This is a genomic window from Candidatus Aramenus sp. CH1 (assembly GCA_022678445.1).
GTDB lineage: Archaea > Thermoproteota > Thermoprotei_A > Sulfolobales > Sulfolobaceae > Aramenus.
Genome location: JALBWU010000006.1, coordinates 89,726 through 106,898 on the forward strand (window position 1 = coordinate 89,726; position 17,173 = coordinate 106,898).

At 48.4% G+C, this 17,173-nt stretch carries 22 protein-coding genes and 3 tRNA genes; 17 read left to right on the plus strand and 8 right to left on the minus strand.

Annotated elements, in window-relative coordinates; all coding sequences use genetic code 11:
* Positions 1-244: 244 nt before the first annotated feature.
* From MPF33_05215 to MPF33_05240, 6 genes are all read left to right on the plus strand, one after another.
* Positions 245-508 carry a 50S ribosomal protein L34e gene (locus tag MPF33_05215; GenBank protein ID MCI2414638.1) on the plus strand — a complete coding sequence of 88 codons (264 nt, stop codon included), beginning with the start codon at positions 245-247 and terminating at the stop codon, positions 506-508.
* A complete protein-coding gene (locus tag MPF33_05220) occupies positions 505-1,029 on the plus strand; it encodes an AAA family ATPase (GenBank protein ID MCI2414639.1) in 525 nt (174 codons plus the stop codon). Before MPF33_05215 ends, MPF33_05220 begins: the two co-directional genes overlap by 4 nt.
* A gap of 53 nt (positions 1,030-1,082) precedes the next feature.
* The gene (locus MPF33_05225; GenBank protein ID MCI2414640.1) at positions 1,083-1,316 is read left to right on the plus strand and encodes a hypothetical protein; all 234 of its coding nucleotides are present in this window, start codon (positions 1,083-1,085) and stop codon (positions 1,314-1,316) included.
* 12 nt (positions 1,317-1,328) lie between these two features.
* Entirely contained in the window at positions 1,329-2,114 is a 786-nt protein-coding gene (locus MPF33_05230) for a hypothetical protein (GenBank protein ID MCI2414641.1), read from the plus strand.
* Positions 2,115-2,128: 14 nt separating this feature from the next.
* Entirely contained in the window at positions 2,129-2,287 is a 159-nt protein-coding gene (locus tag MPF33_05235) for a hypothetical protein (GenBank protein MCI2414642.1), read from the plus strand.
* A 106-nt stretch (positions 2,288-2,393) separates the two neighbouring features.
* On the plus strand, positions 2,394-2,813 hold the full coding sequence (locus MPF33_05240) for an archease (protein ID MCI2414643.1): 420 nt from the start codon (positions 2,394-2,396) through the stop codon (positions 2,811-2,813).
* Here the strand turns inward: MPF33_05240 and MPF33_05245 are convergent.
* Complete coding sequence (locus tag MPF33_05245) at positions 2,790-3,290, minus strand: hypothetical protein (GenBank protein ID MCI2414644.1); 501 nt, start codon at positions 3,288-3,290, stop codon at positions 2,790-2,792. The genes MPF33_05240 and MPF33_05245 overlap by 24 nt on opposite strands.
* A 125-nt stretch (positions 3,291-3,415) precedes the next feature.
* Between MPF33_05245 and MPF33_05250 the strand changes: the two genes are divergently transcribed.
* Positions 3,416-3,489: transfer RNA gene (locus MPF33_05250), tRNA-Phe, on the plus strand.
* A gap of 73 nt (positions 3,490-3,562) precedes the next feature.
* Here MPF33_05250 and MPF33_05255 read toward each other — a convergent pair.
* Both MPF33_05255 and coaBC read right to left on the minus strand, forming a co-directional pair.
* Positions 3,563-3,636, minus strand: a tRNA-His gene (locus MPF33_05255).
* On the minus strand, positions 3,614-4,882 hold the full coding sequence (coaBC, locus tag MPF33_05260) for a bifunctional phosphopantothenoylcysteine decarboxylase/phosphopantothenate--cysteine ligase CoaBC (GenBank protein MCI2414645.1): 1,269 nt from the start codon (positions 4,880-4,882) through the stop codon (positions 3,614-3,616). Before coaBC ends, MPF33_05255 begins: the two co-directional genes overlap by 23 nt.
* Positions 4,883-4,931: 49 nt before the next feature.
* Between coaBC and rimI the strand changes: the two genes are divergently transcribed.
* Complete coding sequence (rimI, locus tag MPF33_05265) at positions 4,932-5,471, plus strand: ribosomal protein S18-alanine N-acetyltransferase (protein MCI2414646.1); 540 nt, start codon at positions 4,932-4,934, stop codon at positions 5,469-5,471.
* Here rimI and MPF33_05270 read toward each other — a convergent pair.
* From MPF33_05270 to MPF33_05285, 4 genes are read right to left on the minus strand one after another with little or no spacing between them, the layout of a single operon-like run.
* Positions 5,411-5,899, minus strand: a complete 489-nt coding sequence (locus MPF33_05270) for a hypothetical protein (GenBank protein MCI2414647.1) — start codon at positions 5,897-5,899, stop codon at positions 5,411-5,413. The genes rimI and MPF33_05270 overlap by 61 nt on opposite strands.
* Positions 5,838-6,701: a triphosphoribosyl-dephospho-CoA synthase gene (locus MPF33_05275; GenBank protein MCI2414648.1), complete on the minus strand. Its 864-nt coding sequence runs from the start codon at positions 6,699-6,701 to the stop codon at positions 5,838-5,840. The genes MPF33_05270 and MPF33_05275 overlap by 62 nt, the downstream gene beginning before the upstream one ends.
* Before the next feature lie 10 nt (positions 6,702-6,711).
* Positions 6,712-7,614, minus strand: a complete 903-nt coding sequence (locus MPF33_05280; GenBank protein ID MCI2414649.1) for a nucleotidyltransferase domain-containing protein — start codon at positions 7,612-7,614, stop codon at positions 6,712-6,714.
* Entirely contained in the window at positions 7,578-8,474 is an 897-nt protein-coding gene (locus MPF33_05285) for a DUF1464 family protein (GenBank protein MCI2414650.1), read from the minus strand. The genes MPF33_05280 and MPF33_05285 overlap by 37 nt, the downstream gene beginning before the upstream one ends.
* 122 nt (positions 8,475-8,596) lie before the next feature.
* Here MPF33_05285 and MPF33_05290 point away from each other — a divergent pair, with 122 nt between their 5' ends.
* The 5 genes from MPF33_05290 (at position 8,597) to MPF33_05310 (ending at position 11,064) form a co-directional block, all read left to right on the plus strand.
* On the plus strand, positions 8,597-9,157 hold the full coding sequence (locus MPF33_05290) for a hypothetical protein (protein MCI2414651.1): 561 nt from the start codon (positions 8,597-8,599) through the stop codon (positions 9,155-9,157).
* A 240-nt stretch (positions 9,158-9,397) separates the two neighbouring features.
* A tRNA-Met gene (locus MPF33_05295) sits at positions 9,398-9,471 on the plus strand.
* Positions 9,472-10,459: 988 nt separating this feature from the next.
* Positions 10,460-10,750, plus strand: a complete 291-nt coding sequence (locus MPF33_05300) for a transposase (GenBank protein ID MCI2414652.1) — start codon at positions 10,460-10,462, stop codon at positions 10,748-10,750.
* Between the two features lie 40 nt (positions 10,751-10,790).
* Positions 10,791-10,934 (plus strand): transposase, encoded by a 144-nt coding sequence (locus MPF33_05305; protein MCI2414653.1) that lies wholly within the window; start codon positions 10,791-10,793, stop codon positions 10,932-10,934.
* Positions 10,906-11,064 carry a hypothetical protein gene (locus tag MPF33_05310; protein ID MCI2414654.1) on the plus strand — a complete coding sequence of 53 codons (159 nt, stop codon included), beginning with the start codon at positions 10,906-10,908 and terminating at the stop codon, positions 11,062-11,064. Before MPF33_05305 ends, MPF33_05310 begins: the two co-directional genes overlap by 29 nt.
* A gap of 443 nt (positions 11,065-11,507) precedes the next feature.
* Here MPF33_05310 and MPF33_05315 read toward each other — a convergent pair whose 3' ends face one another.
* On the minus strand, positions 11,508-12,647 hold the full coding sequence (locus MPF33_05315) for an MFS transporter (GenBank protein ID MCI2414655.1): 1,140 nt from the start codon (positions 12,645-12,647) through the stop codon (positions 11,508-11,510).
* Positions 12,648-13,157: 510 nt separating this feature from the next.
* Between MPF33_05315 and MPF33_05320 the strand changes: the two genes are divergently transcribed.
* The 4 genes from MPF33_05320 to MPF33_05335 are packed head-to-tail and all read left to right on the plus strand — an operon-like array spanning position 13,158 to position 17,112.
* Entirely contained in the window at positions 13,158-14,294 is a 1,137-nt protein-coding gene (locus MPF33_05320; GenBank protein MCI2414656.1) for a U32 family peptidase, read from the plus strand.
* Positions 14,278-14,955, plus strand: coding sequence for an MBL fold metallo-hydrolase (locus tag MPF33_05325; GenBank protein ID MCI2414657.1), 678 nt, complete (start codon positions 14,278-14,280; stop codon positions 14,953-14,955). The genes MPF33_05320 and MPF33_05325 overlap by 17 nt, the downstream gene beginning before the upstream one ends.
* On the plus strand, positions 14,949-16,004 hold the full coding sequence (locus tag MPF33_05330; GenBank protein MCI2414658.1) for a radical SAM protein: 1,056 nt from the start codon (positions 14,949-14,951) through the stop codon (positions 16,002-16,004). The genes MPF33_05325 and MPF33_05330 overlap by 7 nt, the downstream gene beginning before the upstream one ends.
* Positions 15,979-17,112 carry a radical SAM protein gene (locus tag MPF33_05335; GenBank protein MCI2414659.1) on the plus strand — a complete coding sequence of 378 codons (1,134 nt, stop codon included), beginning with the start codon at positions 15,979-15,981 and terminating at the stop codon, positions 17,110-17,112. The genes MPF33_05330 and MPF33_05335 overlap by 26 nt, the downstream gene beginning before the upstream one ends.
* Positions 17,113-17,173: the final 61 nt, after the last annotated feature.

Below are 17,173 nucleotides of genomic sequence, written 5' to 3' on the forward strand. Positions count from 1 at the left end.
TGTCCAGTCTGTTCTTCTTATAGCTTTCTACATGATCGACCTCTTCGTTATATTGACATACTTTGTGGTCCCAGTCAGTTTTCCCTATTACGTCCCATACCTCACCCTCGAGAAAGATGGTCAGTACTATCTAGACCTGGGTTACCTACTCGTATTTATATTGTCGTTCATACTTTTCACGCCTATTTCGTTAAGACGCCCGAAGATTATTTAAGCCATTAGAATTATCTAAAATTGGTCACTTATGCCTAGACCCGCACTTAGGTCAAGGTCACTTAGAAAGATAAGCGTTAAGCTACCAAGTGGTAGGTCTGCTACACACTACGAGAGGAGGAAGAACTCTGAGGCAGTCTGTGCAATGTGCAAAAGGCCTTTGAGGGGAGTACCCACCAATGGGGTAAACAAGCTGAGCAAGACTAAGAAGCGCCCTCAAAGGATGTTCGGAGGTTACCTCTGCCACTCTTGCCTGGAGAAGTTAATTAAGTCCTCCTTGAGAGGAAATTCATGATAGTTTTGATAAGTGGTCCTTCTGGTAGCGGAAAGACCACAGTTGCTAGGTCTCTTTCTGCAAAGCTAAACTTGGATTACGTCTCCGCAGGAGAACTATTTAGGCAAGTCGCTAAGTCTATGGGAAAGGACATCTTGGATCTAAACCTTGAGGCAGAAAAGGACTTTTCCATAGACAAGGAAATAGACAGGAAAATATTTGAAAGGGCACTTAAGGGTAACGTTGTAATAGAGTCCCATATTGTGGGTTGGCTTTTGAGGGACTTGTCTGACGTTAGCGTCTACCTATGGGCGCCTGTGGAGGAGAGGGCAAGGAGAATTTCTATTAGGGATAACCTTCCCTACCGGGAAGCCCTTAAAAAGGTTATAGCTAGAGAAGACAGCCACGGGAGTAGGTTCTGGAAGTACTACGGTGTTGATTTTTCTGACCTTTCCGCTTACGATCTCACTCTCAACACCTTTGGGTTAACGGCAGAAAAGGTAGTTGAAATAATCCTCCAATACATTCACTCCAAGAAATAGTTTTGTTAATCTCTCAACTGCTTTTAAACGTTAGAGAAGAACGGTGCGAGCAGTTGACCGTAGAGGCGCTTGTCCAACAACTTACTACTCAAGTCACCGAGATAGCGTGGAGCGTGTTTATACTGGCGTGGGCTGTTGGATGGGCTGTGAGGGGATCTCCTATACCTATATTCAAGGTAAAGAGGGCAGGGCAGGACATAATTGAGGACGCCATACTTGCGGCCTTCTGGCTAGCCGTTGGCACCACCGTGTTCAGCTTGATCTCTTATATAGCGGGCCAAGTTTAAAGGTGATCTCCCTTGTATAGCTCGTTCGAGTTTCTGGGGATAGCTTTCGACCTAGCTATTCTCACGTACTTTATAGGAACCCTAATAATGGGCCTTCCTATACCCGTTTACGGCTTGAAGAAATGGGGTCCTAAGCTTATTTCTGATGGAATATACTCAGCTGTTCTAGTAAACCTCTTTGAGCTCATCCTTTACGTCTCACAGGAGATCTCGTTGGCTATTGGCGCTAGCTGGGCGAACTTCTACCAGTGGATATACGAAGTTATAGCTCAAGAGCTAAACATCTTCTTCTTAGTTAAGGTACTTTACGCTGTGGCCGCTGCGTCGGAAGATCCTGCACTGAACGTACTTATGTCTCCTCTGCTTTTCATTTTTTCCTTTCTAACTGGGCTTATAACAACAATGGAGACTATCCTCATAATATCTTACATAGTGTTGCAGGACGACGGGTTATTCATAGCCATGGGGATATTACTGATGGCTTTGCCTTTTAGAATCGGGAGGAGCATTGGTGGTGCCTTGATAGGATTCGCGGTAGTCTTTTACATAGGCCTCCCTTACCTCCCAAACTTCTTGACTGGACTAGGCATGAATTTGCTCAACATGTCAAACGTGAACACCAATAACACTCAAGACGTTGTTACCTTCCTTATAACTTATGCTATTCCTTACTTAATAGAGAGTACAGTAGTCCTTCCCACAGCGTATATTACGATACTCTCTGGACTCTCAATAGGCCTTGGTTCGGCAATAAGCGGGTATTCCTCTAGGTTGCCTATACCCATTGACATCTTCTAGAAGGTGTAAAAGGATTGAAGAGCAAGACCTTGGCTGTAGTGCTTATAGCTGTAAACATGGTGATAATGTCGTTATCCACAAAAAACGTCGTTTACTTAGTCTTCAACGCCATTCTAATTGTAGTAATTTACGTTGTTGTGACCCTTATTTCGAAGAGGTTTGCTGAGGGTTAGACTTTCTCTCCTTTTTTACCTCCTTAGTCATAAATATAGTAGTTCTTTGCCTTCCACCCATATTAGGTCAAGTAAAGTTAAAAGGCGATAATAAAAAGCCTTACCTATGAAAAAGTTTGAGTTCTTCGATCACACTGCCGACGTGGGGATAAGAGCTTACGGAAGGACGCTTGAAGAGGCCTTTGAGAACGCAGCGTTAGCTGTCTTTGAGGTAATGACCGACACCTCTAAGGTCGAGGGAAGGGAATGCAGAGATGTAGAAATAGATGGTTATGACCTCGAAAACCTGCTCTATAGGTGGATTGAATCCCTACTTGTGTTTTATGACTCCGAGCTTTTGCTCTTTAGTAAGTTCTCCGTTAAAATAGATCAAGATAACTTTAAGCTCAAGGGTAGGGCTTGTGGGGAAAAGTTTGACGAGAGCAAACACGAGAGGAGAACTTTGGTGAAGGCTATGACTTACAGCGAAATGAGGATAGAACGGAAGGACGGCACTTACGAGCTAATCTTCGTCGTTGATATTTAACCTCGCCTTACAATCTTCACAGTAGTAGTTTGGAAGCAAGTCCAGCTCATGGACGTCTTTAAACCCTCTCATGACGCACTGGTTTTTACAACCTTCTAAACTCGCTATTTTCCCGATAGCAAAGAGCGACCCCTTCTTAACCCTCTCTACAGTTTTATCCATAGATGCGTCTTCAAGGTTTCTGACGAAAAGTAGGGCTAATTTGTCCTTAGTTGCGAAAAGGCTAGGCGTTATGATAGGCACGTCGGCTATTCCCAGCACTACGTCGTACGGATAACCGTAGAACCTCTTGGCGAAGCTGTCGAGAAGGCTAGACGAGTTATACCCGTTCTTGTCCCACTCGTAGCTAGTTACAGAGACGTGGAATATTTCGGGATACGTCTTCACGTCGAAGCCGTTCTCTGTCAGGAATGAGGAGACGGCATTAAGCAAGCTTTTGTCTACTTTGTTGACTTGAACCAATAGGACTTTCTTCATGTGGGGAGCCCTGGAGACCCTATCTCATTGAGCCCTTTTAAGGGCATCTCCTAGAGAGTCGCCAAGCCCCCACCTCTAATACTTTGACAAAAATTTTAAGTTTGAGACCATACATAAATATGATTGCCGTCGTAGCTCAGCCCGGGAGAGCGCCCGGCTGAAGACCGGGTTGTCCGGGGTTCAAGTCCCCGCGACGGCACTCTGATTTTAGCTCATTTATGCGCTATTGTTCTAGTCCTCGAATAAACCACTAAAATTTTGCAGAACTGAGGGGCTCGGGCCGGGACTTGAACCCGGGACCACTGGGTCCACAGCCCAGCGCTCTACCGAGCTGAGCTACCCGAGCCACTACTTAACATTGCACGATATTTACTTTTAAACTCTTCTTTGACGATGTCCAATAAATTTCGAGCGATCTCTCTTTTTGTCATTTTATCTATTTTCCTTATAAAATCTTTTCCTATAACGTAAACCTCGTCGTATTCCGATGAAAACCCTATGTCCTTTCTCTTTACATTGTTAGCCACAATAAGGTCGAAGGAGTGCCTCTCCCTTTTGATCTTTGCCCTCTCTACTAGCTCCTCGTCAGTGTCCACGGTCTCCGCGGAAAAGCCTACCAAGAACGTCCTCCCTCTAGCCACAGAGGAAACCTTTGGAGTTGACTGTAACTCTACTACGATGCTTTCGTTTTTATGCGTGTCTACCTTAGACTCGAACGTCTTCTTGAACTTGAAGTCCGCGGGGGCGCCGGCCAAGATCACTACGTTATATCCTTTGTCAACCGCCTTCTTCACTTCTTCAGCCATTTCCTCAGTAGTGGCAATCTCAACCCTGTTTCTAACGTATGGCTTTACCCTGGAGGACAGAGGACCGTGAATGAGCAAAACGTCAGCCCCGCGGAAAAAGGCCTCGTTAGCTATTGCAACTCCCATGGTGCCACTGCTTGGGTTACTCATGAACCTTACTGGGTCCAGGTATTCTCTAGTAGGTCCTGCAGTGACCGCAATTTTGAAGCCGTCTAGGTCCTTGCCCCTAGCCAGTATTGCGGATATGAACTCAGAGACGAACTCTATATCGGGGAAATGGGCCAAATCCCTTACTATGAGAGGCTCTATCACGTGTACGCCTATGTTCCTCAAATAGCTTACTGCCTCAATAACTTGAGGAGAATTATACATGGGTAAGTGCATTGAAGGGACTACAAATACGGGCTTCCTCAGTCCTATGAAGTTTAAGGCAGTTGCCAAGATAGGTGTATCAGAGATCCCCTTAGCCAACTTCACTATAATGTTTGCAGTGGCAGGGGAAACTAACATGGCGTCAAGGTTTTCAGCCAGCGTCACATGTTCTATGTTCCCTGTCAATCCGGTCATTACTGGGTTTCCAGTTGCCCATTCGAACATGTCCTTCGAGACGAGTTTCTGTGAAGCCTTACTCATCATTACGTAAACCTCTGCTCCCATCCTCATGAGCGTTCTTGCTAAATCTATTGATTTGTATATTGCTACGCTACCGGTTACCGCCAAAAGCAGTTTCTTGCCAAGGAGTTCCTTGCTGTTCTCCCCTATTATTCTCTTTGAAGGATGTACCATAAGGTTCTTTATTCATCTTATATAAGCCACTAATAAAAACATTATATCTATGGAACAGTCGGTAAAAGGCAAAAGAGTCCCCTTTACTATAAGAAACGTAAGACTGGACGATGTAGACTCAATAATAAAGATAAACAGACTGACTCTGCCAGAGAATTATCCCTACTACTTTTTCGTGGAGCACGTAAAGGAGTACGACAAAGCCTTCTATGTGGCTGTTGTAGACGGAGAGGTCGTCGGGTACATTATGCCCAGGATAGAGTACGGGTTTAGTAACTTCAGGGCGATACCGACGTTAGTTAAGAAGGGACACGTAGTTTCCATAGCCGTATTGGAGAAGTTCAGGAACCAGGGAATAGGGAGCTCCTTGTTGGGCGCTTCCATAAAGAGCATGAAGGAGGACTACGGCGCAGAGGAAGTGTACCTTGAGGTTAGGGTGACCAATTACCCAGCAATATCGCTTTACGAGAAATTCAGTTTCACGAAGGTTAAGGTTCTGAAACATTACTATGCAGACGGAGAGGACGCCTACCTCATGGCAAGTCTCTTGAAAGAGAGCTCCAAGGTATCCGGCGATAACTCCACGTAAAACCCCTTAAGCACCGACCCCACAGAGACCACGGTCGTCTCATCCTTCTTCACAACCGATGGATAATCCGAGTGACCGTGGAGGACAAGCACTTTTCCTCCCCTAGGTATTGGTACGTCTTTTCCCACCGTAAAGCCTCCAATAGTTCCCGTACCGTAGCCCTTTGGAGGAAAGTGGGTCATAAAGACCTTTAGCCCTAGGTTAAATGACCGTTCGAAAGCGTCGGAGTCTATTAGCCTACTGGTGCTTTTTAAGTACTTCATTACAAATACGCTTTCCATCTCGCCCAAGATGCCGTAGAAGTTTTCTAAATACTGAGGACACTCCACGTCTCCGAGTCCTATAATTGCGTCATATCCTTGGGAATTAAAGTAGTCTACTGCATCCACGAGGCAGGGGAAGCCTGACACTAGAGCGAGTTTTCTCATACCACTGCTCCAAGCGATACAAAGAAATACCCAAAGCTATAATGTCTGCGGTCGAGCCAGGGTTGTAGCCCTTTGAAGTTAAGTACTCATTAAACTCCCGAAGTTCCGCGTCAGTGGGACACTCGTGGAGCCTCCCAGCGTAAGCCGAGACTTCTAACGCTGCCCTCCCTCCGTACTTTCTATATATTAGGCCATCAGGGTTCTCTCTGAGCACTCGTATAAACGCGCTTTGAATGTCCTTTTCTAAACTACCGCACTTACCTTCCTTGAGCATCTCGTAGACCTCCACGCTGTACTTATAGTTATTAGTAATGTTTCTCATTAAGCTGTCCTCCCTAGCAGAGTAGAGGAACACGTCCCAAAGCCTCTCCCTCATTTCCCTGAAGTCCATACTTTCAAGCCTACCCAAATACGATGGAGTCTGGAGGAAGAGTGCCTTAGAGAACCATTCAGTCTCCTTTTCGTCCAAGCTCCTTAGTACTTCGCTAGCCTTTCCAACTAGAGCACTCACACTATCAGAGAGAGTTATGGAGTACGCCAAGGGAAGGTGGGCTAGAGCTGTACCGAAGATGGCGAAGTCTATCCCCATTTTCTTTGCAGTTGAGACGGAGGAGTAGAGGAGGTCGTAAATGGGCCTCTTAGAGTTGTATCCCCTAATACAAGCTTGAGCATAGCTGTCCACTGATATTAGGGCGGAGAGTAACAAGTCAACGTACTTAACTCCCCTAATATCCTGGTACAGGGAAGCGTTTCCCGGTTTAAACACGCTGGCCTCTATCACGGTTGAACTGGATAGAACCACTGAAGCCTCTCTACATATCCGGCGCAACGTATCCTCCAACTTTCCTGTCACCTACTACTATTACCTCCTTATCGTCGCACTGCATTAGTGCCCCCTTTACGCTAACTTTACGGGCACCGTACATGACCGAGCTAAATATTCCCTCAAAGGAAATAACTTCGTACTCCTTTTCCGCCTGCAGTACGGCTAAAGAGGGATAGTAGAGGGCCTTAACATCCCCGTAAACGGTTCCCTTAGTTTCTATTTCTCCTGCTTGTCTGCAAACCATTTCGCAGTGCCTTCTCGGCTTCTCGTGGACAAATAGTACTGAGAACTTAACTCCTTTGTATATGCCTCTCGTCTTATTGTTGTAAAGTCTTTTGGCCACCTCCAGGGAAAGGCCATAGTTCCTGGACGTCTCCAGTACCCAGTCGTCGTCTCTCTGAAAGCCTGGGAAACTGTGTAGGAAATCCTCCGTGCTCTTGTCCCCGTAAATCACGAGGTCTACATCGGAGTTCTCGTGGGCTATGCCCAGTAGAAGTGAGCCCGTGACCCCCGCGTTTCTAACGTCTATGTCGTAGGCGTAGATAAAGTCGATTAGAGCTTCAGTAGCCTTGTCCTTTGGGCTCTCATGGACTATTTTTTCTAATCCCTCCTCTGGTCTAAGGTGCTCCTTAACCTCTGATAAGTAGACAACCGGGTAGGTGACGCCATAGCACGGTTCGTATTCAAACCTTTGAGGCAACTTGACCAGCCTTTTGACGCCGTAATAAGGCAGGATCCTTTCGTAACCCTTCCAAAGTCCCCTGGAGGTGTAGACGTACTTGAGGTACGCGAAGACGTAACCGGGAGGGTTGTAGTTTGTGAAAACAAAATAGATATTCCCCTGCTTGTCTACTAGAGCGTCCTTATCAAGGAAGTAATCTCTTCCCATCCCTTTAGTCTCACAAATGATATAGGGGTATTTGAGCTCTTAAGCATATCAGCGTAAACCCTGTAAATCCCTCCTCCTAAGGCGTTGGCTATTAAAGAAGCCCCAACAGACGCTTCCTTGAACTTCACGTTGAGCTTTATGCCCCAGTCGATTTCGTCTTTTCCCCTGCCTGAGACTATTATGGGTATGCCGTACTTTTGACTGTACCACTCCGAGATCATCCTGGCTATCTCCTTTGCCCTCCTCTCACTACCCCCTGTGTATATGGTCTCCTTGGTAATCCTAGAGTACTTGGAGAGGAGATAAGCCACTTCGCCGTCAATTGCCCCAGGGGATACGGGGCCGGGTATGTAGGTACCCCCAAACCCGTCTACGACCTTTCCATCCACCACCACCAAGATGGAGTAGAAGTGTCTTCCTGCTTCAAGCAGAACGAAGCTATCGTACAAGGTTCTGTAGAAGAAGGCAGAGGCAACCTTGTCCGCAGTACCCATGTCCACTACGTTGACCTTCCTGTACTCAGGGACGCTGTCGAGCTCAATAGCTGAGGGAATTGTGACCCCCTCTCCTCTAAAGCTCTTCAGGAACGAGTGTAGAGGGCCCTCCTTATCTGGGTCGCTCAAGGTAAGCAAGAATATCTCCCTAGCCCCTATTTCCCTGGCCTTGACCAACGGGAGTCCGTGACCCGAAGGTAGAGCTACGAGCTTTGGCTTCCAAGCTAGTATGTAGCTAACTAACGTGGGAGAGGCTTTTACCACAAGTGAGGTAGGTACCTCTAAGTACTTCACTACCCTGCCGAGTTCGTCCACCGTAGATATTGCGTAACTTTCGCTACCCGGGTCAACGCCTACGAATAGCATAATAAGACTTTTAAATTCAGGGGAAATAAATCAAATTGAATGATGACACAAAAGAAATCCGAGTAGTGAGGTTAGTGGGCAGCCACTGAAGATTTATTATTACGTATACAAGTGTATACACTATGTCTCCGAGTAGGCACTCCTGTTTCATGGAGAATGGAGTGTACAATAGGCTAGTGGAAGCCGCTAAAAAGAGGAACATGTCAGTATACAAGTACACTAATGAGTTGGTATCTCGTGCACTGGATCTGGAGGAGTCCGGCATATTCTTAGAGAACGTTAGGAGCTACGCGTTAGTGTTGGAGAGCCTTTCAAAGTATAAGGGAAGGATAGCAGTATTGCCCTTCGACGCGGTACTTAATACGGAGGTCTCCCATTGGGAAGGTCTAGGTAGGGGATTGGGGCTACTTTTGAGGCAAATGGGCAGAACAAAGGAGGAACTAGCTAGTTTAGCCGCTTCGGCGATCAAGTTCGTGTTCCAGTTTATGGGGGAAGTGAGCTATGGAGAAGGGGTGAGCATTTCGTTTCCGTTCTTACACGCCGAGATGCAGAAGAGGTTAGTCCAGTTCGCGAAAGCTTTTGTGACCGCCTTAAGTAACGCTATGGGGATAGAGGTCGAGGTAAGGGAAGAGGAATCAGGGTTAGAGGCCAAGTTCAAAGCGTCCCGAGAAACGATGATATAAACGATGTCCCTGTCCTAAGACACAAAATAGCGTATAACGCCCTTGCTAGGATTAACAGCGTTCGCATTGCTAGCCAATCTCGACATTAATTTGCCAGACCAACGTTCACTTTTGTCTCCAAAAACACGTCGTCCTCCTCATTTCTATCTTTGCGATTAAGGTAACTGATTAAGTAAATGCCAGACCCATAAGTTAGCTTTTTATAGACGTGGGACAAATGAATTGTAGGCGGGATAACGCAGCGGCGTAGGCCAGCCTGGTAGGCCGCAGGGCTCATAACCCTGAGGTCCCTGGTTCAAGTCCAGGCGCCGCTATACACTCCCGCCTCCACCGCTTCTCTTAGGCTTTAGCGGGATTAAAGGGTAAAGGGTAATATGTTCTAGTAACAATCATTAAATCATTATTCCAGTTAAAGTTAACAGTTGAGGCATAAGTGATTTTTATGTTTACTATGAGTAGATCACATTTATACCGCTTAATCTGTATTTAAATTCAATTTTATGTTAAGAGGAAATGTCGCTAACTCCTTAACTTAGATAAAGTAAGTGTTACTGGAGACCTAGGCTGATAAGTAATAAGACAAACCTCGCCTAGCGGGGTTAAGGTTTTAACATGAAAACGATTTCCTTTTATGGCGCTTTCTTTGGCGAACTAAAGATGAGGAGCCCCGATTGCTCCCGCAATGCCGGAAGCGTCAAAACCGCAGTTGTGAGGCTATTTCCTAGTGGGTAAACAGAGGAAATTGAGGAAGTTGGCGGACGTGACTGAAAAGCTGTGGAACGAGACAAACTACGAGAGACAACAATTCTTTCAAGAAAAGAAAGTGGACCTCAATGACACGTGGAGGAAGTATTAGAAGAACAAGAAGGTTCTAGGAGTTAACGCTCAAGCTGTTTTCAGAAGAACAACTTGGTCTTCTTTCTTCTCGTTACTAAAGCAAAGGAAAGACCTACCATTTATCAACCACGTTTCGCCACCAGGCTATTGGAAGGCGGTAAGAGGAGGCTAATCCTAGTCATTAGGCAAGATCGCTACGAAGTTAACGAAGAAAAACGCGTCATCTCTCTGAAGGATTGGGAAATGAAGATGCCCTTTGTAGGTTAAGGTGGTTTGGTGCACAAGGTAGGCTGGAGATTCACATTGAAGATAACAAGTTTTACGCTTGTATTCCCGTTAACGTTGGTAGGACTACTTCTAAGAAAAGCGTAAGCCAATGAAGGACTCTCTCGTCGTCCACGGTTTGAGGAGAGAGATTCAGTTGAAAAGCCTAAAGGTAACAAGGTTGCGTCAATTGACATTGGTATAAACGCGTTGGCTACTGTCGTTGTTGACGATGGTACCATTCTATTTTACCGCGGTTCCATCGTTAAGAGCGATTACTTCTACTTTGAGAAAAAGATTGCTGAACTCGACAAGTTAAAAAGCGAGACAGAAAAGGTTCAAGAACAAGAAGCTAAGGATGAGGTGTTGAGGGAAAGGGAAAGAGTCACTAAGCTTTACCGTGGGCTTCTTCATTTACAGAACTTTAGCCTCTCACCTCACCAAGACTTTGTGGAATCTTGGCGTTTCAACAGTGTATTTGGGCTATCCTAACTTCATTTCTCAGGATAAGGGTAACAAGCTCACTTCAAATTTGGTCTTATCGCAAGTTGGCGCATTAGCGAACAAGTTTTACGAGTACGGCGTAAAGACGTTTCTAGTTGTTGAGTACAATACTTCGCGTTTCTGCGCTTACCATAACGTTAAGGTTGACAGAAATTCCAAGGGGTGTCGATAGCTGTCCTCTTGGTCGTAAACTTCACAGCGACGTCAACAGTGCGTTAGACATTATAATAAGGAAGATTATCAACGCTTTGGCTCTTTCCTTTCTCTTCACATCACGGAGTATCTCCCTTAAAGGGGAGTAACGCCTTAGACCTATGCAAAACCCTCGCAGGGCTGGGAGTAAGTCAGACAAATATAAAGGCTCTCTAGACCTATATTACGCTAGCGCTCAGGATTATTCATAATACCATTATATAGCGGTTGAGCTAGTGAAAGCCTAGGCGTCCAGTCCCGTAAAAGTGTTGGGATAACGCTGAACCTATGGCGCTGTCCCTTAGTCTTCTAACCGCTCCTAGTTAGCGCGCCTCTAGTTGTCCTAACGTGTCAACTCGAGGAATAAAGCATCGTGGTCTGTACTTGTGTGTTGTTGTCTGTACAAGGGATAACTCGGTCAACTTTTCCAGAATTCGAGGTCTTTAGGTGAATCGGGAGTCAAAAAGTAGAAAATGCTCCTTCGATGGTCGTCCAGCTTCTCCTTGCCCACAAGAAAGGGCAGTGCAGGAGCTACGACAATAAGGAGGACTGGTCAAGCCCTAGCCACCTCCTTGAATGGCTTCCTCTCCTTCAAAAGCAAGTAGAAGGCAGACGCCAACATCCTCAGCACGGCTATGACTGCGAAGAGCCACCTTATTGCCCCCACGCCGTAGGCTGACATCACGTCGTCTGCAACTAGGGACCCAACGCTCGAACCGACGAGGTCGCCCATTGCCACCACAACGCTGTAGGCCCCAATCCCCCTCCTCACGTCTCTTGAGGAGTCGAACAAGTAAGCCATGTAGGCAGTAGAGCCCACAGAGTTGGTGAAGCCCGCGACTACTTCAGCCAAGTAGATCTCGTACACGGAGGTAGAAAGGGCGTAGGCTAAGGGGAAGGTGGAGAGGGCGAACCTACCGAGGAACATCATGAGCCTCCTGTGCTCGTCCACTAGCTTCCCTACTTTCTTCTGCATGGAGAGCGTTGAGAGTCCGGAGATGACGCTCATTACGGCTAAGTTAATGAAGTCCATGTGGAATATGTAGACCTGGGCTACGGGGAAGAGGGGCCACGCCATGGACCAGACCACGTTAAAGAGGAAAGTGATGAGAAGGTAGTGCATGACCTCGAGTTCCAGGGGAGGGCTCCTCCCCTCCAAGGGTAGGGAGTCCACGTCGAACTTCATCGCAATTAGGCCGTCAGCTAGCAGGAGTACGCCGGAGGCAAGGAAGAACAGCCTCACCAGGGAGAAGTTGTCCCCCACCACGAAACCGGTGACCACGGTCGCTACGAGCCCACCTATGGTTGCGTAGAATGAAAAATGTGCCAGCGTCCTACCTCTCGTGGTCGCGCTCACCGTCTCCATGAGTAGGTACCACCCAAAGGAGCTGACGCCCAGGGACACCTCAAGAGCCAGATAGAGGGAGGTGAAGGTCCAGTTGAAGGGCGAGAAGGAGAGGGCAATCCAGAGGAGGCCGGTGAGGGCGGTGCCGTAGGTAACTAGGGTCTTTGCCCTGACCCTGAGGAAGCCCAAGGCGAACTGGGCCAAGGATGGCAGAACTGTGCTGGCTGAGGAAATGAGTGCCAACTGTTCCCCCATTATGCCGTTAGCAGCTGAGACAAAGGAGATGAAGGGCTGTACGAGCTGGAGGGCGAAGTTCTTGAGTAGAGTATAGGTACGCAGTGACTTCATTTTCTTTGGCTGTTCGCTCAAGAATTTAAAAGTAACTGGAAGAGCGTCGCTGGGACCAACGTGGAGTCCTCACTAGGGAACAGGTTAAACGCCAATGGGTAGAGGCCAGGGGATCTCCTACGCTAGTCTAAAATTCAGGAGATGCTTGGGCGCTATTAGGAAAAGGAGGTGTAAGCAGCCTCCCAACAATTCCCGTGAATTAAGTGCTGCGATGGGATAGGGAGGGTATTCGAGGGTGAGGAAATGTAATTCTATATCTAGGAAAATCGCTGTTTTCCCAGTTTTAGTTGGGAAGAGGTGAAAACCAAGGAAAGGTTCAAAATGGGGCAATGATAGCGAAGACGCAAAACTTACGTAAGGCAAAGCTTATTAAGAAGGGTAGATTAGAATAATTACATGGTAAATAAACATTCAGTTGATCTTCAATAGAGTTGAAAGTAACTGTGTTGAATGCTCCTTCAAATTAGTCCAACGTAAAACCCTTAAGAACTTCGACGACAACATACCTATATGAGACTCGTTGTCGGGACAAACTTCGACGACGCCCTCCTAGAAAAGTTGAAGGGCTACCCCGTTAAGTACCTCTTTGGGAGCAAGACCAGGACGCTTACCGGCCACGGCAGGGCCTCCTTTGTCCTACCGCAAGTAGACGACGAGAGGCTCAAGGAACACGTCTCAGTCGCCCACTCCTACAACGTCAAGTTCCTTTACACAATGAACTCCGCTAACCTCTTGGGCAAGGAGTACTCCGAGAAGTTCCACGAGGCCCTCAAAAAGGAGGTAGACTCCTTGGTGAACTTAGGCGTTGACGGCTTTATCGTAGCCCTCCCCTTCCTGGTACGCTACGTTAAAAGGGAGTACCCTTGGACTGAAGTCTCCATTTCCTCCTTCGCGAGGGTGAGGAACATAAGGGAGTTCGAGAACTACGTCAACATGGGGGCAGATACCGTCATCCTGCACGAGGACGACAACAGGAACTTCAAACTGCTTCGCTCCTTGGCTCAGTTCAGGAAGAAGGTGGACATAGAGCTCATCCTCAACAACTCCTGCCTCTGGGGTTGCCCCTATAGGCTCACCCACGATCAAGTCTCTTCCCTCACCTCTTCGGAGGACGGCGTAAAGGACGCGTGGTTCGAGTACCCCCTCCTCTTCTGCGCCACAGACGTGAGGAATGACTTGGCAAACTTGGTTAGGATGAGGTGGATAAGGCCAGAGGACCTCTCGCACTATGAGGAGATAGGCATAGACAGGTTCAAAATAGCTGGGAGGAACAAGAAGACGGACTGGATAGCGGGGGCAGTCAAAGCATACTCCGAGAGGAAGTACGAAGGAAACTTGTTGGACATAGTCAGCTACCCCCAGGGGAGGGCTGTGCCAAAGGTAATGAGGATGGTGGGCGGGCCCTCTTACTACGACGTGCTTGAAAACGTTTACGTGGACAATACCAAGTTCCCACCTCAGTGGCTAAACTACTTCGAGACCAACGACTGCGACACTAGGAGTTGCGAAGAGTGTAGGTACTGCGACGTGGTGGCGATGAAGGTGATTACTGTTAACGGAAAGCCCCTGTCTGACGTCAAGTTAGAGAAGGTCGTCCCTCCAATAGAACTCATACCGAGGTTTACCGGAAATGGTCACCGTAAATAACAAGGTAAAAGTAATAGAGCTTTTGGAGCCGGACTTCTTTGGCTTCACTCTTAATCATAACGTGGTCGTGTCCAAGAACGCCCCAGGGGGTGGGCTCTTGCTAATAGACACTAGCCTCCCGGAGAACTTGGACGAGCTTGAGAGGAGACTGAAAGCGTGGGGGTACTCTATTGAGGACGTGTCCGACGTAGTTGTGACCCACTTCCACCCAGACCATTACGGCAACGCCGAGGAGATAAGGAGGAGGGCGAAGGCCAAGGTCTACGCCCACTACCTAGAGGACGTGGTGGAGGGGGAGATAACCTACTCCCAAGCAAAGGAGGAGTTCAACGTAAGCGAGGAGGACTTCGAGAGGACTGTAAAGAGGATATCCGCCTACAAGTTGCCAAAGCCCACAGTTGACGTGTCCTTGAGGGGAGGGGAGAGGATAGGCGACTTCCAAGTTATACATACGCCGGGCCACACTAAGGGGCACGTAGTCCTCTTCGACGGCCAAGTGCTCGTAACAGGGGACGCCGTGAGGAACTACAACGGGCTCAGGCCCCCGGTGAAGTTCTTCTGCTGGGACTATCAGAAGGCTGTGGAGCAGTTCCACTTCCTCTTGAACTTGCCTTACCGCTTCCTCATACCCTATCACGGAGAGGTGGTGACCAAGTGTTAGCCCCCTACATAGTTGTGTGGGAGAGCACAAAGGCCTGCGACTTTGCATGTAAGCACTGTAGAGCAAAGGCCATACCAAACAGGCTACCCGAGGAACTCACGAAGGAGGAGGTGTTCTCCCTGATTGACGACCTCTCCAGCTCAGGAGTGAGGCTGTTCGTGATAAGCGGAGGAGATGCGCTGAAGAGAGACGACATCTTCGAGATAGCGGAGTACGCCTCAAAGAGGATAACCACCGCAATCTCGCCCAGCGGCAGTAAGATTGACCTGCAGGTGGCAAGGATGTTAAAGGAGAGCGGAGTCGCAATTGCCTCAATAAGCATAGACGGCCCTGAAGAGGTGCACGACAAGTTCAGGGGCGTGAAGGGGGCCTTCGCAATAGCCAAGAAGGCCATAGAGTCCCTGCAACGGGCTGGCATACCGGTTCAAGTAAACACCACCATAAGCAAGCACAACGTGGGCAGGCTAGAGGAGGTTAAAAGGACTGTGCTCTCCTTCCATCCAGTGAGCTGGGACGTCTTTGTCCTCATTCCGACGGGGAGGGCGACGAGGGACATGATGATCTCCCCAGAAGAGAACGAAGTAGTGATGAGGACTGTGTACAAGTGGAGGCACGAGGAGGGGATAAACGTGAGGATGACTTGCAACCCCTACTACGTGAGGGTGTCAAACGAGCTGGGTAGTAAGGCTTTGCCCCCGGACCGGAAATATGGGAGGAGAAGCGTTGAGGGGGCAAGGGGATGCATGGCGGGCAACGGTTACGCCTTCGTTGCCTACGACGGCACAGTCTACCCCTGCGGTTTCCTCCCAGTCCCTGCAGGTAACGTCAGGGTAAAGAAGTTTAGCGAGATCTACAGCGATTCCCCCGTGTTTAAGGCTTTGAGGGGACAGCTTAAGGGCAAGTGCGGGGTCTGCGAGTACAGCACCGTGTGCGGTGGGTGTAGGGCGAGGGCGTACTCCTTGACGGGGGACTTCCTCTCGGAAGACCCCTTCTGCACTTACGTTCCCCTGAGGGTGAGGTTGAGTGATAAGCGTGTCCAGGCTAGTTAACGGGAAAAGGGAGAGGTCAGACGAGATAAGGTTCCCCACCTCCAGGGACGTCTACCCAAAGGTGTTGGTGTTTAACGTAACTAGGAACTGCAACTTGAGGTGCGTCCACTGCTACTCCAACTCCGGGCTGGGCAAGTTCCAAGACTTGCCCCTCTCAACGTGGCTAAATGCGGTAAAGCAGGCAACGGAGATGGGGGTTAGGCACATCTTGCTCTCTGGAGGGGAGCCCCTAGCAAGGAGGGACTTGGCGGAGATAGCCAAGGAGGCCCACGACTTTGGGATTTCGGTGGAGCTGTCCACAAACGGCACAATGCTCACAAGGGAGAGGGTGGAGGAGCTCAAGAGGTACGTTAGCTACGTTGGGGTGAGCGTAGACGGCCCTGAAGAGGCGCACGACAAGTTCAGGGGAGTACAGGGCGCCTTCAGGAAGGCATTGGAGGGAATAAGGACCGCAAAGGAGGCCGGTGTAAAGACGGGGCTGAGGTTCACCCTCACCAGGCTAAACTACCAGTACGTCGACTTCGTCTTCGACTTGATGGAGAAAGAGGGGATAGACAGGGTGTGCTTCTATCACTTAGCTTACGCAGGAAGGGCTGACGTAAAGCTGGACATAGACAATTGGACTAGGCTGAGCGTTATCGAGAGGATAGTGGAGAGGACTAGGGAGAACAAGGAGATCGAAGTCTTGACTGCAGACAACCCTGTGGACGGGGTGCTTATATACGCAATGACCAGGAACGAGGAAGTGCTTAGACTCTTGAGGAGGAACGGCGGGAACAGGTCGGGAGAGAGGATAGCCGACGTCAGCCCAGAGGGCGTTGTGTACCCAGACCAGTTCACCCCAATACCCATAGGAAGGATAGAGAGGCTGAAGGAAATATGGGATGAACCAAACGAGGTGGTGGACAAGCTGAGGGTAAGGAAGAACTACTTGAAGTGCTCCTCCTGTCCCTTCTTTGACGTGTGCAACGGAGGGCTCAGGGGGAGGGCCTTGGCGGTAACTGGTGACCTCTGGGGTAAGGATCCTTCCTGCTACTTGGAGGAGATAGCGAAGAAGTACGACCTCAAGCTTCACGACTTCAAGCACCCAGAGGCTGAGTCTAAGTAAACCCTTCAAGTTTTACTTAAGTTTAAAATTCCCTACTTCTATTTAAATAATGGGAGATGAC

What these genes read in the sequence shown, in the direction of transcription:
- coaBC (MCI2414645.1), bottom strand. Translation starts at nt 4,882, where the DNA reads ATGGTACATCCTTCAAAGAGAATAATAGGGGAGAACAGCAAGGAACTC.
- MPF33_05285 (MCI2414650.1), bottom strand. Translation starts at nt 8,474, where the DNA reads ATGCTATTCGTAGGCGTTGACCCGGGTAGCGAAAGTTACGCAATATCT.
- MPF33_05245 (MCI2414644.1), bottom strand. Translation starts at nt 3,290, where the DNA reads ATGAAGAAAGTCCTATTGGTTCAAGTCAACAAAGTAGACAAAAGCTTG.
- MPF33_05315 (MCI2414655.1), bottom strand. Translation starts at nt 12,647, where the DNA reads ATGAAGTCACTGCGTACCTATACTCTACTCAAGAACTTCGCCCTCCAG.
- MPF33_05290 (MCI2414651.1), top strand. Translation starts at nt 8,597, where the DNA reads ATGTCTCCGAGTAGGCACTCCTGTTTCATGGAGAATGGAGTGTACAAT.
- rimI (MCI2414646.1), top strand. Translation starts at nt 4,932, where the DNA reads ATGGAACAGTCGGTAAAAGGCAAAAGAGTCCCCTTTACTATAAGAAAC.
- MPF33_05325 (MCI2414657.1), top strand. Translation starts at nt 14,278, where the DNA reads ATGGTCACCGTAAATAACAAGGTAAAAGTAATAGAGCTTTTGGAGCCG.
- MPF33_05220 (MCI2414639.1), top strand. Translation starts at nt 505, where the DNA reads ATGATAGTTTTGATAAGTGGTCCTTCTGGTAGCGGAAAGACCACAGTT.
- MPF33_05280 (MCI2414649.1), bottom strand. Translation starts at nt 7,614, where the DNA reads ATGGGAAGAGATTACTTCCTTGATAAGGACGCTCTAGTAGACAAGCAG.
- MPF33_05320 (MCI2414656.1), top strand. Translation starts at nt 13,158, where the DNA reads ATGAGACTCGTTGTCGGGACAAACTTCGACGACGCCCTCCTAGAAAAG.
- MPF33_05240 (MCI2414643.1), top strand. Translation starts at nt 2,394, where the DNA reads ATGAAAAAGTTTGAGTTCTTCGATCACACTGCCGACGTGGGGATAAGA.
- MPF33_05215 (MCI2414638.1), top strand. Translation starts at nt 245, where the DNA reads ATGCCTAGACCCGCACTTAGGTCAAGGTCACTTAGAAAGATAAGCGTT.
- MPF33_05270 (MCI2414647.1), bottom strand. Translation starts at nt 5,899, where the DNA reads ATGAGAAAACTCGCTCTAGTGTCAGGCTTCCCCTGCCTCGTGGATGCA.